Origin of the sequence: Psychrobacter cryohalolentis K5, from assembly GCF_000013905.1 — a bacterium.
GTDB classification, from domain to species: domain Bacteria; phylum Pseudomonadota; class Gammaproteobacteria; order Pseudomonadales; family Moraxellaceae; genus Psychrobacter; species Psychrobacter cryohalolentis.
In genome coordinates this window covers 2,695,463-2,712,567 of record NC_007969.1, presented here as the reverse complement: position 1 = coordinate 2,712,567, position 17,105 = coordinate 2,695,463, and the positions used below count along the sequence as shown (strand labels likewise).

The window sequence follows — 17,105 nt, the reverse complement described above, 5'->3', positions numbered from 1 at the left end:
TGCATCAAACCCCAAAAACCGGTAAAATCGCGGTTTGATTTTCCCGCTGGGGAAAGGCTAAGTGAGCAGAGGTGTGGTATTGGGTGCTGGAATAAGCCAGTGACGCAGTTGCCAGACTGAGAATGTCCTTAGTGCCTCAGTTACGTATGTCATCGTTTGCTGAATGCATCGTTAAAAATGCTGTTTTGCAAAGTCGTTATACATACATCGGACATAGAGAGTTTATTATGCGTAAAGATATTCATCCTAATTACCAAGAAGTTTTATTCCACGACACTAACGCTGACGTGTTCTTCTTGACTCGTTCAACTGTTAAAACCAAAACCACTCGTGAATACGAAGGTTCAGAATATCCATACTACCCACTTGATATCTCAAGTGCGTCGCATCCATTCTATACTGGTGAGCAACGTAAAACTTCTACTGAAGGTCGTGTTGCAAGCTTCAACAAACGTTTTGGTGCGTTTGGTGGCCGTAAGAAAGCTGCTGATGCTGACGCTGCAGAATAATTCACACGTATTGTGTGATATTATTTTGAGCATGTGTTCTCTCAAGCATGCACAGTGATGGTATTAAGAATACAAAAAACCGCTGACTATTCAGCGGTTTTTTTGTGCTAGCTTTTGGCTAATGGGTTGATGAATCGAGTAATTCTATAATCAGCTCCGACAATTGCTGCGCCCAATAGCCATACATCAGGCTACTTGGATGAAAGCCATCGCTCGCAAACATTACCTTGATATCGATCGGCGTACCGTTAGAGTGCTCAGCGATCATACGTGGGAAATCCGTTGCCATATAAGTGACGTTATCATGAGCCCTGCAGATTTGCTGCAATATTCCGTCAAGAATAGACGCTTTTGCGCCAACAAAGTTATTTAGCGGAGCAGGTATTGCTGGCATTTGTGCCATAGGCGGTAGACTTAAAAAAACCAACTCGCGCACGCCAAACTTACGCTGAGCGATGGCAATAATATCTTTGATTTGCTGTTGCCACTTGTCTACAGCAACACTCGATGTCGTATCATTGACCCCAACACTTAGTATCATCACATCGATAGGCTCATTTGGTGCTGGCATAATATATAGCCTGCGTAGAATATCAAAACTGGTGTGCCCCGTTGTCGCTTGCAGTGACCAGTTCAATACCGCAAACTGCTCATTAATAGTGGGCTGCTGCTGCAAGATTGGAATGAGCTTACCAACGAGCGCTTCTTGCTGCGTTTCACTACCGACCCCAGCCGCTGCTGAATCACCAACGATCATGATATGTAGTGCGGGTTTATTCTGAGCGGCTGACTCGTTACTGGCATGATCCAGTTGCACAGACCCATGTCTTTCTCCATTTGGCTCAGGCAAACGGACCGTATCTCGTTTGATTTTTCGACCTTGATAAAGGTATACAGGAGCAAATAAAACATCCTTTGCAGCAGCGGCTATTTTATTCTGTATTTTGCTAGTAGCTACCATCCTGCACGCTCTCTAATAATAGTTAGACTCTCGTCTATAAGTAATTTTCCATCAACATAAACATTACGCAGTAGGTTATCGCTCTCAGCAGTAAGCTCATCAGCCTTAATCGTTTTTAGCTGTCCATTACTGTGTTTGATTAATGCCAAACGCCCTTTTTTCGAGCGCTTTGAACGACTGGTGATCGGATCTTTATAGATGTCTTTCCATATACCATTGATAGAGATAGCACTGGCTTTCATTGCCCAGCTCATGGTATCGCGATTGACTTGTTGTAGCAGTCCACCACCCATACCGAAAGTCACGTTATCAGCGCTAAATCCTGCTTTCATGACCACATCGATAATCTTACTCAAGCCTTGTGGACTGATGCCATCACCTTGAATAACACGCACATAATCGGGCAGGACTTTGTAGCCTTTACTGTTGACTGTCGTACCAAACTTTACTGCCAGACGCTCCAAGGCTTCGCGCACGACTTTGGCTGGGTCGCCACTGTCTGGTCTGATAACTAAGGTACCGCCCATATTTTTTACATCGTCTTTTAGGCTGCCGCCCCAAATATTGTCAATGGCGTTCCATAAGTCATAGCTGTCAGAGACCACAGAAAAGCTTTTACCTGCCCCGCCAAACTGTTCAATCATATTGGCAAAGCCAGCAGTTTCACCGTCGCGTCCCCATGCCGTCATCGTGCTATGCTCAGCGGCAGGGATAGAAAATGCTGGCATGTCTTTATCCATCTGATACCAGCGGCTGGCAGCCACCAAAGCCGTCATCGAATCGGTACCGGCAAAATTGACTAAATGTGCAAGACTACCGAGGGCGACAGACTCTTGGCTAGATGCCCCGCGCGAGCCGAAATCATGCAAACGAAAAGTGAGTGATTCGGTATTGTCTGCTGATTTTTCTAACGCTTGACGAATGATGTTTTTACAATAGTGCGAGACACTAGCGACGGTTGACGGATACCAAATGGCACGAAGCAAAGCAGTCTCGATATAGCTTGGTAACCAATAAAACTCAGGGTCGGTATTTATGATTTGGCAGACGACATTGGATACAGGCACGATACTACCTTCAGGTATGGCTTCGATACGTAGTGGTAAATAACCACCATGTTTATCAACCAAGCGCTCCCAGCCAGCACGGTTAAAGGTTAAGCCATGTGCTTGAATGACCATTTCGGCTTCATCGATGTCTTGATGAGTGATTGGCGTGCTTAGATATTCTTTGATAAACGCTTGTAGTCCAAAAAACACCACATCGTAGTCGCCTTTACGTGCCTCAATATAGCTCGATAGGTATTCACTACCGCTTGGATATTGCACCCAATGTGAGGTTTTGTAGCTGTCGCTATTTAGGATTAAATTATTTAAATTACTGGTGTACATCACAGAACTCCTCTGCTTTGAGATGCCGCAACGATGGCGGCGCGAAGCCTTTACCGTCTATCGGTTTAGGAAATTATTAATAAAGGATCGCATAGCCGTCTGATAAAATACTATAAGCCGACCATTTTGGTGATAATGGCATAATGATCTTCAAACATCATTTTGGCATCAAGCTCGGCGAGCGGTAACCAAAACGCTGTGGCTGCGTCATCGCCGCCTTTTACTTTTGGCAAGCCTTTTGGGTCGTTTTTTAGCTGAAAATAAAATGCTTGAGTAATCGTACGCCCACGCGCTGAGCGGTAAGGATCATCAAAGGTATGCTGACTATGACAAGAGCCACGCAATACGGGCTCAGGGACTTTGAGGCGAGTCTCCTCACGGAGCTCACGGATACAGGCGTCAAATAGTGTCTCTTTTGGGTTTAAAAACCCACCCGGTAGTGCCCACAATCCTTGCCCCGGCATACTACGGCGCTCAACCAGCAAGATATGTCCTGACTGTACGACTAAGGCATCGGCAGTCATAAAGGTTGGCGGATAAGGAGCAGACTCCCATTGTCTTTTATACTTATCAACAAAATCGGCTTCATCGTGCAGTTGTTGATATTCGCTTGTTTTCTTGAATTCATCCAATACGTTGCGCGTTGACTCAGGGGTGCGCTCAGGTGTTGGCGTAGCACCCATTAAGTAGCTGTCACGTATAGGCGTGGCGGATAAGTTATGATAATTGGGTACGGAGACAGATGCCCAGTTGGGGAACAAAGATAAATAATACGATGAGCTGTCTTTTGAGTGACCAATCAGACCGATATCAGTCTGTAAGTCGCCAGTGACGGATTTAACGCCTGCTTGTACATATTGTAGCCAACGCGTGTCATTGTAGAGTGCATCATCGAGTCCAACGCAGTGGATACGCGCAGCTTGCTCTACTGAATAGGCACCCTTAATCATAGACGCGCGCTCAGCAACACTAAAAGGATTTCGCAAACTACGTGGCAGATTAGCAGAACCGATGAGCATAATCACATTGTCAGCCCGCTTGAGTGCCTCATCAATAACTGCTTTATGACCACAATGAAAGGGCTGAAAACGCCCGATAAACACCAAATAGCGATAGTGTGTATTATTCTTAGCTGAAATTTGCTCTGATGCTTCACTCATAAACGCCCAGCTCCTGCCGTACTGCTATCAATTATTAATGGGGATTTTTTAATTATTGGTTATTAACTAGGATTCAAAATATTATCAATTCAAAATAATTTGAAGACATCAATACTGACACAGGCTGCAACTGGCTGGCAAGTGTAAAGATGTTTAAGGCTGTATCTATATTATTGAGCAATCAAGCTAGAGGTAAATATATAAAGTTAGTCGCTATGCTTGTCAATCCACGCCGCAACCGTTGGCCAAATCTCTTTGGCAGCATGGCGGCTATTTAAAATGCGGCTATGCGTATAGTCGTCTAAATTGCCATTGCTAAGCGAGTACTCACGAAAGATATTCGCATGATTGTTAAAATTATTAAACAGTGCGCGACAACCCAAAGTGGGGGAGATAAACTGGTCACCTTTGGCGCTAATAGCATATATGGGTATGGTAATCTTTGGCATATGCTGTCGGTAATCAAAAGGCTCAGGATCAGCAAGTATATGTGTCGCCCTGTTCTTATTCACATTGCTTTTATTCGTATCGCCTTGCTTGATAAAACTACTGTGAAAGTTTTGCTGTAAGTTCCAGTCGTACCACTGCTTCATTGTATGGTAGCTTTCATTGACAGGACCCAGTTTGAGTTTTTGCGCAGGAATATAGCCCGATAAGCGATTGAGATATTTGGCGATAAATATTTTGACACGGTTAATAGGGTGCAAGGCGGCGCCATAGGCTTGGCAGGCAAATAGGCTGATACTGTTTATTTTGTCGATATAGTCTGGGTTTTGAATGAGAAACATGATTAAGCCGATACCGCCGCCGCTATGAGTGACGCAGTGTAGATTATCGAGGTTTAATTGATGACATAAATAGTCAAACGTCGCAGCAAAATCATAAGTGGCAATGGTTTCAAAGTTAAATTTATCTTTTGATGCTGAGCTTGCACCATGACCGCGCCACTCCATGATATAACAGTGATGTCCGAGTATTGCCAAGTATTCAGCGATTCTTAAGCAGGTTTTTTTGTCTGAAAATGTACCATGAGTTAAAAAGATATTTTGGGCTTTATGAGTAGAGCTATCAGATAAATATTGCTGTTTTTCACTATCAAAAATATGCCAAATAGCGATTTGTACATTATCTTTTGTGCTCACAAATTTTAGATTTTCAGTCAACATACAGGGCTCTCTTAAGACTTAAGTTTTCTGAGCAAATTTCTTTAGCTGCTCTCATTGCTTGTAACAGCTTTTAACTACACTGAATGCATCATAGACTTGATAAGTCAGCTTACTGTCTTTATATACAATGAAGATACGGTCAGCTCACTATAAGTGAGTATCATTACAGATAGCCACTGCTAATTCACACCGCTGCAGTCGGAATAGTCGACTAAGTGCGCTATAATGAGCCGTATAAATAGATAGCTGTCATGGTCAAAGCAACAAACGATAAGCATGATAGTCACTGACACATATTCCCTTGCATTGACGACACAAGAAGCGGGTACACAGCACGCTGGTGTCATAACACAGATAGGACGCATTATGAGTGAACATAACCCAACGGATACTCAAGTAGAACCTGCTGCCGATTACGAGTCAGCGCTTGATACTGAGCAAACCGAAGCTAAAAGCAATATTACCATCACGGAAGCGGCGCAAGGTTACTTAGCGGATTTGTTATCGAAGCAAGACACCGATGGTATTGGCGTACGTATTTTTGTTGAACATCCGGGTACACCGCGTGCTGAGTGCTGCATGGCTTACAATCAGCCAGGCGAAGAGGATAGTGCTGACCTGAAATTCAGCTACGATAATTTCTCTGCTTTTATTGAAGCGGCATCAGTACCTTATTTAGAAGATGCGGTAATTGACTATAATAAAGACCGTTTTGGTGGTCAGTTGACCTTCCGTGCACCAAACTCTAAAGTGCCAAAAGTCGGCGCTGATGCCAGTGTAGAAGAGCGTATCAACTATGTGTTGCAGTCTGAGATTAATCCAAGTCTGGCGGCGCATGGTGGTGATGTACAGTTGCTTGAATTGATTGATGAAGAAGGTGTTGGATTGACTGCCGTATTGAAATTTGGTGGCGGTTGTCAAGGCTGTTCAGCGGTTGATATGACTTTGCGTCAAGGTGTTGAAGTGCAGCTAAAACAGCAAATACCAGAGCTTACTCAAGTGATTGATGAGACCGATCATACTCGTACTGAAAACGCCTATTATAAATAAGAATGCTTTGATTAATAAAACCTAATCGGTGATTATAAGTACGAATAGGATGTTTGTTTTTTATTGCTTATGAATTTTTGTCATTAAGCGATGGATAATTTGCTATTCTTTTCATAAAGAAGTTGAGTTATGATTAACTCAGCTTTTTTTATGCCTATCGTTTAGCGATAGCTATTTTAATCACCAAATATTTTTTGATAGCGAATAAATATATAGGAGCCCAATATGAGTGACGGACAACCAGCTAAGCAAAATAATCAACGCCTTGAAACCTTGGCGATTCATGCCGGATATACTGTAGAGCCGACCACCAAAGCGGTTGCTGTGCCCATTTATCATACCAGCTCATATGCCTTTGATAATACTCAGCATGGTGCAGACTTATTTGATTTAAAAGTTGCTGGCAACATTTATACCCGTATCATGAACCCTACCAATGCGGTACTAGAAGAGCGCGTTGCTGCACTTGAGGGCGGTATCGGCGCGCTTGCTGTGGCTTCTGGTATGGCTGCCATCACTTATGCGATTCAAACCATTTGTGAAGCAGGCGACAATATCGTTGCGGTATCGACACTATATGGTGGTACTTATAATTTATTCGCTCATGCATTACCACGACAAGGTATAGAGGTGCGCTTTTTTGACCATAAAAATCCTGCCGCGATTCGTGATTTAATCGATGATAAGACTAAAATGGTCTTTGCGGAAAGTATTGGTAATCCACTCGGCAATATTATTGATATCCAAGCACTCAGTGATATCGCGCATGAATATGGCGTGCCAGTGGTGATTGATAGCACCGTTGCGACACCTGCATTATGTCGTCCATTTGAGTTTGGTGCGGATATTGTCATTCATTCATTGACCAAATATATGAGCGGTACCGGTACCTCGATTGGTGGCGCTATTGTCGATAGTGGTACTTTCCCTTGGGACGATTATCCTGAACGTTTTCCGTTATTAAATACCCCAGATGCTAGCTATCATGGCGTAAACTTCGTCAAAGACGTTGGCGCTGCGGCATTTATCGCCCGTGCTCGTGTGGCACCGCTGCGAAATACTGGCGCAGCGTTAAGCCCGCTCAATGCCTTTAGTATTTTGCAAGGTTTACAGACGCTAGGTTTACGTATGGAGCGTCATGTTCAAAACGCGCAAGCGGTTGCAGAGTATCTACGTGATCATGATAAAGTTGCTTGGGTAAAATATGCTGGTCTGCCTGACCATCCTGAGCATGAACTTGCCAAAAAATACATGAAAGGTACGCCATCTGCTATTTTGACTTTTGGGGTAAAAGGTGGGCTTGAAGCAGGCGCGCGCTTTATTGATGCACTGCAACTGATTACACGCTTGGTGAATATCGGTGATGCCAAATCATTAGCTTGTCATCCAGCAACGACCACCCATCGCCAGCTCAATGAGCAAGAGCTCGAAAAGGCAGGCGTCAGCATTGATATGGTTCGTTTATCAATTGGTATTGAGCATATCGAAGATATCAAAGCCGATTTAGAGCAAGCATTGGCTGCGGCTTAATTAAATAATAGCTTATAAAGCAGAAAGCCCATATCAAATCGATATGGGCTTTTTTATTTTCTAAGCTATCTAAATACTGCTAATTATTAGGCTTAATTTTTTAAGCAGTCAGTACACGTTTGGCAATACTCTGATAATCTTCTGACGCTAAACGTGGACCGAGCTGTTGAATCACTTGCGCGGCAACTGCGCTGGCAAGACGACCACATTCTGGCAAACTATATTGCTGTGACAAAGCATATAGAAATGCGCCCGCATAGTTATCACCGGCACCATTGGTATCGATGACACTATCGACTGCTGGCGTAGGGATATCATGAATTTCAATGTTGGACTCATCATTTGGCTGATGTGCAATCACCGCACCATTAGCACCGTCAGTGACTACTACAATTTGACAGTATTCAAGTAGCGCACGCGCCGCTGACTTGTATTCATTTTCATCTGTAAATAAACGTGCCTCTTCACTATTGCAGAATATCACCGCAACTTTATTGCCGAGCATATTTAGCAAACCTTCTTTAGCGAATTTCACAACGGCTGGATCAGCAAAGCTAACGGCAATCTTGGCACCGTTTACAGTCGCTTGCTGACGCAATTGATCCATCGCTGGCTGAATACCTGCAGACATAGCAAGGTAGCCTTCCAAATACAACCACTCAGCTTGAGTTAACGCGTCAAAGTCAACGTTATCAGCGGTTATATCGCTTGAAGTACCTAGGAACGTCTGCATAGTACGCTCGCCATCTTCAGTTACTGCAACCACACATGAGCCAGTTACACCGCCTACATGAATGGACTGAGGTGAGGTGGCAACACCTGCTTCATGTAAGTCTTTTAAATAAAATTCACCTTGCTTATCGTCGCCGACGCGGCAGGCATAAAAAGGTTTACCGCCCAAACTTGAAAACGTGTACATGGCATTGGCAGCTGAACCGCCACCCGCTTGTTTTGATGGTTCTATTTCTGCCAGCTTAAAATATGCCAATAATTGCTGTTGTTCTTCAATACCTGCCAGCGTCATATTACCTTTAGTCAGGTCAGTTTCTTCTAGTGCAGCATCTGATAACAGATATTCGTGGTCAACCAAAGCATTACCTATCGCCATCACATCGTACATTGCTTATCTCTCCTCAAAGAATTTATAACTGCGTCTGTTTGGTTATAATATCCAAAAATTATTATGCTTGTAGCTCAAGTAAGCGCTGATAGAGTGCATTCTTTTTGACACCGGTGATGTCAGCACCTAAAGCAGCGGCTTTTTTCACTGATAAGTCCTCTAGCAGCCGTTGCAGTAATTTATCATGAATACTGATGTCATCATCGTCTTGGGCAACATTGGCTCCGGCGACCACCACCACTATTTCACCGCGCTGCTGATTGTCATCTGCTTTAACAAATTCAACCAAAGCGCCAAGCGTACTTTTATTTACGGTCTCAAAGGTTTTGGTCAATTCACGGCAAAACGTTACTTCGCGCTCAGCACCAAATACAGTCGCCATATCTTCTAAACTGGCAATAATACGGTGCGGCGCTTCGTAAAATATTAAGGTTTCAGTGCGAGAGTGCAGTGCTGCTAATTGTTTTTGGCGACCATGTGTTTTTGCTGGTAGAAAACCAATAAAGCTAAAGCGGTCTGAGGGCAATCCTGCAACAGACAGTGCGGCAATAGCAGCAGAGGCACCAATAATAGGGGATACGCGAACGCCAGCAGCATGTGCTGCTTGCACCAATTGATAACCTGGGTCACTAATCAGTGGCGTGCCAGCATCACTAATCAAGGCAACGGAATGACCTTGCTCAATCATTTCAATAATTTTGGGTGTTTGAATGGCGCTATTATGCTCATGATAAGCCCAAAGCTTATTATGACCTTTTTGTTTAGCCGTGCTATCAGGGTCTTTTTCGCCATCATTCTTATTATTGTGTACTGTTACCTCTTCAGTATCATCATCCTTACTGCCTTTGGTGTTAATGCCAAAGTGTGACAACAGCTTACCTGAGGTGCGCGTATCTTCACAGGCAATGATAGCGACTTGCTTTAAGACATCAATCGCATGCGGTGTCATGTCGCTCAGATTGCCAATCGGCGTGGCAACGATATATAGACAAGCTGGCATCGCGGTAGGGCTAGACATGAAAACCTCGGGTCATTAAGATAATAAATAAAGGGATATGGCGCACTGACTGATAAAACTGGCTAACAACATTAAAGGCAAAAATGCCTTATCAAATAAGGCTTAAGCACAGTGTAAAAAATTCTAGCAGTATCAACACGCGAAAGTGGTTAGTTTAGCATGATGTGCTATGATAATTCTGAAATGTTGAGCAGACTGATAGACGTCATGGCAAATGATAAACCTTTAATGCTAACCTCTCCAAAACAGCGCCAAGGTAGCCGATTTGAGCAGCGGGCGTGTGAGTTTTTGCAAGAGCGAGGGTTGATTTTGGTTGCGCAAAACTGGCAGCAGCCTAAAGTTGGCGAGCTTGATTTAGTGATGTTAGAAAAAGGACAAGCATGGTCGACACTGGTATTTGTGGAAGTACGGCAAAGACAGCACTCATATTTTGGTGATGCGGCTATCAGCGTCACAGCAGGCAAGCAACGTAAAATTATCAAAGCAGCGCGTCATTTTTTACAGCAAAACCCTCAATATCATAAATATGAATGTCGGTTTGATGTGATTGCTTATAATACAATGAATAAAAAAAATAAAAATGAAGCCAATATCACGTTGGACAATCAACCAAATCAACGGTTAGAAATTAATCAGCCTGAATGGCTACAAGGCGCATTTATCACGTCAGCTTGGTAATAAGACTTGTTTATGATTTATTTAAGCGTGGCTAATTTTATAATGTCAAAGCAAATTAAATGAAGTTGTCGTTACCAAAAGCCTAACTGTAAGCAGTAAAAATTCAGTAGAGTAGCGGCACTAAAATAATTTTATTGAATCAAGTTTTTGTCATATTTGTTAAAATTACAACCATTGACTGTTGCTATTATTTATTATGAATACTCATGTACTAAAGAGGTAAATCATGACACAGATGAATCTGCGCACTGCTATTTTTGGCGCACCGCGCCGTAACGCGATAGGCATTATATTAATGTCGAGCATTGTCACGACTGGCTGTACCACCAATTATTTGACCAATAGTACAGAAGGTACTTATGGCGTGCCCATGACTGAGCGCACTATTCCGCAGCGTCTGCTTGATCGTAGTATTGAGCATACCGTCAAGATTAACGTTTATGGTTTGCAGGAAAATTTGCAGCAAACCAGTCGCATGAGTATTGATAGCTTTAATAGTATTGTATTACTGACCGGTGAAGTGCCGACTGAAACAATTAAGGCAGAAGTCAGTAAAGTCGTAGGCTCTATGCCAGATGTTCGTCAAGTCTATAATGAGCTGACAGTTGGTGCTTCAAAAGGCTATAGCCAAACTGTCCATGACGGTTATATCACCTCAAAGCTGATGGCAAAAACAGCCGCTGCTGATGGGGTAAAAGCGTCACAAATTAGAGCAGTGACCAATAATGGCGTGGTTTATATCATGGGTCGTATGACACCGACGCAGCAAAGCCACCTGATTGATATTGCCAATAGCACGGTTGGTGTTACAGAATTGGTACTACTGACTACTGTCGTCGATGATCGAGGCGTAAAGCTGGGTAACGATGACATCATGTATGAGGCCAATGCTGCAAATTCAGCCCATCCAACTAGAGTTGCAGTCGTTAATAACAGAGCAATATCTAATACTAGTGGTTCTGTCGCAGCAGATGCGACTATCAGTGCCACACCTATTATAGTGACCGAAGATGGCTCACCAGTTACCGAGCCTTCATCCAGCCCTTACATTGACCTGTATCAAAACCCATAGATTGAAGTGAATTAGATGAGTGATTAATCTTGACAAGATATTGTTATCTAATGCTAGTTTTATCTTAAAGTAGCCCAAATATCACTCACAAGAACACTAAATACCCATAACAGTAGAAGCACGATAAATTCCCTGTTATTCCGTAAAATATGTACAGTCAAAAAATATTAATCGCAAATATAGTTAATGCAGTGTAGGTAAGATTATAAATCTACAACTGACTGACATATAACAGGAATACTGCTATGAAGGCTTTAAATAATGATGTACAGCGACCTAAGGTAGGTATGTCCAAACTCGTACGTGTAGGGGTTACTACTGCGTTGGCAGTAGGCAGTATTGCGCTAGCGACGCAGCAAGCACAAGCGTTATCAGCGCTTGCTATCGTTAATGGTATTACTTCAAATGGCGGCATTGGGGTTAGTAAAGACATCCTGTATGGTGACGAGCCATTACAAGATTTGGATATTTACTATCCAAAACCTTTAGCGCAGGCTATGAAAACGAATACCACCATCAAACAAGATTATCCGATGGTGGTATTCGTCCATGGCGGCTCTTGGGAGAGTGGAAGTAAGGAGGAATATGCCTTTGTCGGGCAGAGTTTGGCGCAAGCAGGTTATGTGACTGCAGTGATTAATTATCGTAAAGCCCCTGAGCATGTCTATCCTGATTATGTCGAAGATACGGCGCAAGCGATTGCGTGGAGCTATAAAAATGCCAAGCGTTTCCATGCCAATCCAGAGCGTTTTGCAGTCGTTGGTCATTCTGCCGGAGCGTTTAACGCTGTTGCTGCGGTCGCCAATGAGGATTTTTTAAAGCCTTATGGTATTAAGCCAAAAGATATCACGGCAGTGATTGGTATTGCAGGTCCTTATAGTTATGACTTTCGTAAATTTAGTAGCGTCACTGCTTTTGCTGCCGACGCGACACCTGATGAGGTAATGCCAGATCGTCAGATCAAAGGGCAGCAGCCGCCGTATTTATTATTGACTGCTGAAAAAGACAAAGTTGTCTATGCGACCAATACCATCAAAATGACACAGGCGTTAAAAGCGGCAGGTGTTACCGTGCAGACAAGTGAAATTGCCGGTGCCAGTCATGCCACCAGTATTGGCGCGATGGCACCACCTCTACGCTGGGTCAATGATGTACGCGCACAAGTATTAAGTTATTTGGATAAAACCTTTAAATAAGGGTTGCAGTTAGTAAGTCCGACATGGGTATTGATTCTATTTTAGGTTAATAATGGTTAAGCATTGTTGTGTAAGACAGTGCTGTAAGATGGTCAAACTCTTGTTATAATGTCGTCACTTTACCTCTATACCCTATCTAAAACCTTAAGGCAGAATATTCTATGAGCATGAACGCTGACGATTTGATTGCATTTTTACAAACGCATTTTCCAGATGCCTTTATTCAAGCTGCCAATCAAGGAACTAAGTTTGATGTGCGTGTGGTTGATGCCAGTTTTGAGGGCAAACGCGCCGTTCAACGTCAGCAAGCCGTTTATGCTTTGGTCAATGATAAAATCGCCAGTGGTGATATTCATGCGCTCAATATTCAAGCGTTAACGCCTGCTGAATGGGATGTTCAATCGCAAGGCTAGAGTAGGTTAAAGCTTTTTATTTACGACTGGATTGTTTATTACGAGCAAGTATTTTTGCCGCTAATAACCGATTCGGTTTTTCATTATTTTTATACTTATCGTTAGGTTGTCACCTTTATGGATCAATTTTTAATCACTGGTAGTAGTCGTATCGCAGGGGAAGTCACCATTTCAGGCGCTAAAAATGCCGCGTTGCCGTTGCTTGCGGCTATGATATTGGCTGAGACGCCGACGACATTGCACAATGTGCCATCGCTACAAGATGTGCGCACTTTGATTGAGTTGATCGGTGGCATGGGTATCAAAATCCAAAAGCAGGGTGATACCGTCACTTGCGATACCAAGAGTATCGATAATTTTTATGCGCCTTATGATTTGGTTAAAACCATGCGCGCCTCAATCTTAGTACTGGGTCCATTGTTGGCACGTTTTGGTGAGGCAGAAGTATCCTTGCCGGGTGGTTGTGCGATTGGTTCGCGCCCCGTTGATCAGCATCTTAAAGCCTTTGAAGCAATGGGTGCTAGTATTACAGTGGAAAACGGCTATGTAATTGCGCAAGCACCAAAGGGCGGTAAGCTGTTAGGTTGTAAGTTCTCATTTGACATGGTAACGGTAGGCGGTACTGAAAACGTCATCATGGCAGCAGCACTTGCTAAAGGCACGACTGTTTTGGGTAACTGTGCGCTTGAGCCAGAAGTGGTTGATTTGGCTAATATGCTGGTCGCAATGGGTGCTAAAATTAGTGGTATTGGTACAGCAACCATGACGATTGAAGGCGTTGAGCGCTTGCATGGCTGTGAGTATTCAGTCGTGCCAGACCGTATCGAAACAGGCTCTTACCTTGCTGGTGCTTTGATGACACACGGTGATGTATTGACTAAGAATACTTCTGCGCTACTATTAACACCTGTGCTAGAAAAGTTTGAAGACATGGGTGCAATTATCACTACGGGTGATGATTGGATTCGCGCACAAATGAAAGGTCGACCAAAAGCGGTCGATATTCGTACCCAGCCGCATCCAGGTTTTCCAACGGATATGCAGGCACAGGTGATGGCGATTGCTTGTTTGGCTGATGGCACCAGTACCTTTATCGAAAATATCTTTGAGAACCGTTATATGCATGTCCCTGAGCTTAATCGTTTGGGTGCCTCTATCCAAGTAGACGGTCATACGGCTGTGGTAAAAGGGGTTGAATGCTTTACAGCCGCGCCTGTGATGGCGACTGATTTGCGTGCTTCGATGTCATTGGTAATGGCAGCCGCAACAGCAGAAGGTGAGAGTTTAATTGACCGCATTTACCATATCGACCGTGGCTATGAGCACGTTGAAGACAAATTGCGTGCGCTTGGTGTCAATATCGAGCGTATTAACAGCAACGATTAATTGGCTTGCTAAAAGTTATAACGCTAGTATTAATACTGGCGTTATAATCAAAATAAATTTTAAGCCTAGTGTAATATTAAAAATGCCCTTTGACGGCGACAACTTTCAGCACCATCAGCACACGGACCAGCGTCACTATGACTGAAGTAACCAACAGCTTACCAACCAGTGGTTTATTAAACGAAGTAAATGATGAGTTTTCAGGCTTAACACTGGCGTTATCCAAGGGTCGTATCTTAGAAGAGACGATGCCACTTTTGCGTGCCGCTGGCGTTGAATTATTGGAAGATCCTGAAGCCTCACGCAAGCTTATTTTTCCAACCTCAAATCCCAATGTCCGAGTATTAATTTTACGCGCAAGCGATGTGCCAACGTATGTTGAACACGGTGCAGCGGACTTTGGTGTGGCAGGTAAAGATGTGTTGCTTGAGCATGGCGCCAATCATGTTTATGAATTATTAGATCTGAAGATTGCTCAGTGTAAGCTCATGACCGCTGGTGTAAAAGATGCACCTTTGCCAAACCGTCGCCTACGTATTGCCACCAAATATGTGAATGTTGCTCGTGCTTATTTTGCAAGTCAAGGACAGCAAGTTGATGTGATCAAGCTGTACGGCTCGATGGAACTTGCGCCCTTGGTTGGTTTAGGTGATTTGATAGTCGACGTGGTTGATACGGGCAATACCTTACGTGCCAATGGACTCGAAGCGCGCGATCATATCTGTGATGTCTCTTCCCGTCTTATCGTCAACCAAGTCAGTTATAAGCGCAAGTTTTCACTGTTTGAGCCGATATTAGATAGTTTTAAAAACAGTATCAGCAGTACTCCATAAATCAGTACATGATAAAAGCGTATCGTAGATTGATAATATCAAGTATGGTTATACAAAATTCCAAACCAGTTTAGCGCTCTAAGGAGAACATAGCGTGCTAAACTGGTTTTATTGTATTTGCATGTCAGCTAATAAAAGCACCGTATAGTCTGAATGTGATTACTATAAATAAGCTGACATCTAAGCCCTCATATTATCCTTTTTACCGCCGTATTCATGCTCAAATATAGGACAAAGCCATGCGCCAATTAAGTACGCAAGACGCCGATTTTGACAGTCAGTTGACAGAACTGCTTGCTTTTGAAACCGTTAATGATGCCGATTTACTCAAAACGGTAGATGACATTATTAGTAAAGTGCGTCATGGCGGGGATAGTGTGGTGCTAGAATTGACGCAGCAGTTTGATCAACATCCAGCAACGACGATGAAGGCTTTAGAATTATCCAAAGAGGCACTTGCTGAAGCCTTTGCCAATCTTGATGATGCCGTGAAAAGCGCTCTGACCACAGCAGCGACGCGCGTGCAGAGCTTTCATGAGCGCCAAGTACAAGAGTCATGGCAGTATGAAGATGAATTCGGTAATCGTTTAGGTCAAAAGGTCACGCCGCTTGACCGTGTCGGCATTTATGTGCCGGGCGGTCTGGCATCTTATCCTTCTTCAGTATTAATGAACGCTATCCCTGCCAAAGTTGCTGGTGTCAAAGAAGTTATCATGGTAGTGCCAGCGCCAAAAGGTGTGCTCAATCCCTTGGTATTAGCGGCGGCGCATTTGGCACAAGTTGATCGCGTTTTTACTATTGGCGGTGCACAAGCGGTAGCGGCATTGGCATATGGTACTGAAACGATTTCGGCAGTAGATAAAATCACTGGACCGGGCAATAAATATGTTGCAGCCGCCAAACGCGCGGTATTCGGTCAAGTCGGTATAGATATGATTGCCGGACCTTCTGAGGTTCTGGTTTATGCAGAAGGCGAAGCGCCAGACCGTGCTGATTGGTTAGCGATGGATTTATTATCACAGGCAGAGCATGACCGTATTGCCCAAGCGATTTTTTTGACCACAAGTGAAAAACAGCTTAAAGAAGTCGCCATTGAGATTGAAAAAGCCTTGGCTGAATTACCCAAGGCAGATATCGCTCGTGATTCGCTAAAAAATCGTGGCGCGCTTATCTTGGTTAAAGACCGTGCAGAAGGCATGGCGGTGATCAATCGCGTTGCGCCTGAGCATTTGGAGCTGTCTGTTGATAATCCAGACGCGTTGCTTGGTAGTATTCGTCATGCAGGTGCTATCTTTATGGGACGTCATACGCCAGAGGCAATCGGTGACTACTGTGCAGGACCGAACCATGTGCTACCGACATCGGGTACAGCACGCTTTTCGTCACCGCTTGGCGTCTATGATTTTCAAAAGAAGTCATCCATTATTTATTGTAGTGAAGCGGGCAGTAAGCCTTTGGCTGAGACGGCAGATATTTTAGCGCAGCATGAGGACTTAGAAGCCCATGCACGTTCAGCCCGTTATCGTTACCAGTCCTAATTTTTTCAAAGACAATTATTGGAATAACAGGTCTTTGGATAACAACTTTTAGAATAACAGTTTTAGAAATAACCATTTCTGTGA

General features: G+C 43.6%; 16 protein-coding genes. 10 read left to right on the top strand and 6 right to left on the bottom strand.

The annotated features are described in order from the left end of the window. Window positions 1-227 precede the first annotated feature (227 nt). The gene (locus PCRYO_RS11275; protein WP_011514517.1) at window positions 228-509 is read left to right on the top strand and encodes a type B 50S ribosomal protein L31; all 282 of its coding nucleotides are present in this window, start codon (window positions 228-230) and stop codon (window positions 507-509) included. Between the two features lie 118 nt (window positions 510-627). On the opposite strand, the gene PCRYO_RS11270 is transcribed toward PCRYO_RS11275, so the two are convergent. From PCRYO_RS11270 to PCRYO_RS11255, 4 genes are all read right to left on the bottom strand, one after another. Next, a complete protein-coding gene (locus tag PCRYO_RS11270; RefSeq protein ID WP_011514516.1) occupies window positions 628-1,470 on the bottom strand; it encodes an SGNH/GDSL hydrolase family protein in 843 nt (280 codons plus the stop codon). Beyond that, window positions 1,464-2,861 carry a nicotinate phosphoribosyltransferase gene (locus PCRYO_RS11265; RefSeq protein ID WP_011514515.1) on the bottom strand — a complete coding sequence of 466 codons (1,398 nt, stop codon included), beginning with the start codon at window positions 2,859-2,861 and terminating at the stop codon, window positions 1,464-1,466. The genes PCRYO_RS11270 and PCRYO_RS11265 overlap by 7 nt, the downstream gene beginning before the upstream one ends. Window positions 2,862-2,971: 110 nt before the next feature. Beyond that, on the bottom strand, window positions 2,972-4,021 hold the full coding sequence (locus tag PCRYO_RS11260) for a bifunctional nicotinamide-nucleotide adenylyltransferase/Nudix hydroxylase (protein ID WP_011514514.1): 1,050 nt from the start codon (window positions 4,019-4,021) through the stop codon (window positions 2,972-2,974). Between the two features lie 206 nt (window positions 4,022-4,227). After that, window positions 4,228-5,187, bottom strand: coding sequence for an alpha/beta fold hydrolase (locus PCRYO_RS11255; RefSeq protein WP_011514513.1), 960 nt, complete (start codon window positions 5,185-5,187; stop codon window positions 4,228-4,230). A 366-nt stretch (window positions 5,188-5,553) separates the two neighbouring features. Between PCRYO_RS11255 and nfuA the strand changes: the two genes are divergently transcribed. Together nfuA and PCRYO_RS11245 are read left to right on the top strand one after the other, a co-directional pair. Next, the gene (gene nfuA, locus PCRYO_RS11250; protein ID WP_041753256.1) at window positions 5,554-6,237 is read left to right on the top strand and encodes a Fe-S biogenesis protein NfuA; all 684 of its coding nucleotides are present in this window, start codon (window positions 5,554-5,556) and stop codon (window positions 6,235-6,237) included. 225 nt (window positions 6,238-6,462) lie between these two features. Continuing rightward, window positions 6,463-7,767 (top strand): O-acetylhomoserine aminocarboxypropyltransferase/cysteine synthase family protein, encoded by a 1,305-nt coding sequence (locus PCRYO_RS11245; protein ID WP_011514511.1) that lies wholly within the window; start codon window positions 6,463-6,465, stop codon window positions 7,765-7,767. Between the two features lie 100 nt (window positions 7,768-7,867). Here the strand turns inward: PCRYO_RS11245 and PCRYO_RS11240 are convergent, their stop codons facing one another. Together PCRYO_RS11240 and rsmI are read right to left on the bottom strand one after the other, a co-directional pair. Then, window positions 7,868-8,887, bottom strand: a complete 1,020-nt coding sequence (locus PCRYO_RS11240; protein WP_011514510.1) for an adenosine kinase — start codon at window positions 8,885-8,887, stop codon at window positions 7,868-7,870. Window positions 8,888-8,948: 61 nt separating this feature from the next. After that, window positions 8,949-9,905, bottom strand: a complete 957-nt coding sequence (rsmI, locus tag PCRYO_RS11235; RefSeq protein WP_011514509.1) for a 16S rRNA (cytidine(1402)-2'-O)-methyltransferase — start codon at window positions 9,903-9,905, stop codon at window positions 8,949-8,951. A gap of 159 nt (window positions 9,906-10,064) precedes the next feature. Here rsmI and PCRYO_RS11230 point away from each other — a divergent pair, with 159 nt between their 5' ends. The 7 genes from PCRYO_RS11230 to hisD all read left to right on the top strand — a co-directional run bounded on the left by PCRYO_RS11230 (window position 10,065) and on the right by hisD (window position 17,021). Then, window positions 10,065-10,583 carry a YraN family protein gene (locus PCRYO_RS11230; protein ID WP_011514508.1) on the top strand — a complete coding sequence of 173 codons (519 nt, stop codon included), beginning with the start codon at window positions 10,065-10,067 and terminating at the stop codon, window positions 10,581-10,583. Window positions 10,584-10,809: 226 nt separating this feature from the next. After that, window positions 10,810-11,655, top strand: coding sequence for a BON domain-containing protein (locus PCRYO_RS11225; protein WP_011514507.1), 846 nt, complete (start codon window positions 10,810-10,812; stop codon window positions 11,653-11,655). A 245-nt stretch (window positions 11,656-11,900) separates the two neighbouring features. Then, window positions 11,901-12,851, top strand: a complete 951-nt coding sequence (locus tag PCRYO_RS11220) for an alpha/beta hydrolase (RefSeq protein ID WP_011514506.1) — start codon at window positions 11,901-11,903, stop codon at window positions 12,849-12,851. A gap of 161 nt (window positions 12,852-13,012) precedes the next feature. Further along, window positions 13,013-13,264: a BolA family protein gene (locus PCRYO_RS11215; RefSeq protein WP_011514505.1), complete on the top strand. Its 252-nt coding sequence runs from the start codon at window positions 13,013-13,015 to the stop codon at window positions 13,262-13,264. 117 nt (window positions 13,265-13,381) lie between these two features. Next, a complete protein-coding gene (gene murA / locus PCRYO_RS11210) occupies window positions 13,382-14,650 on the top strand; it encodes a UDP-N-acetylglucosamine 1-carboxyvinyltransferase (RefSeq protein ID WP_011514504.1) in 1,269 nt (422 codons plus the stop codon). 137 nt (window positions 14,651-14,787) lie between these two features. Continuing rightward, window positions 14,788-15,483, top strand: a complete 696-nt coding sequence (hisG, locus tag PCRYO_RS11205) for an ATP phosphoribosyltransferase (protein WP_011514503.1) — start codon at window positions 14,788-14,790, stop codon at window positions 15,481-15,483. 239 nt (window positions 15,484-15,722) lie between these two features. Next, window positions 15,723-17,021, top strand: coding sequence for a histidinol dehydrogenase (gene hisD / locus PCRYO_RS11200; protein ID WP_011514502.1), 1,299 nt, complete (start codon window positions 15,723-15,725; stop codon window positions 17,019-17,021). Window positions 17,022-17,105: the final 84 nt, after the last annotated feature.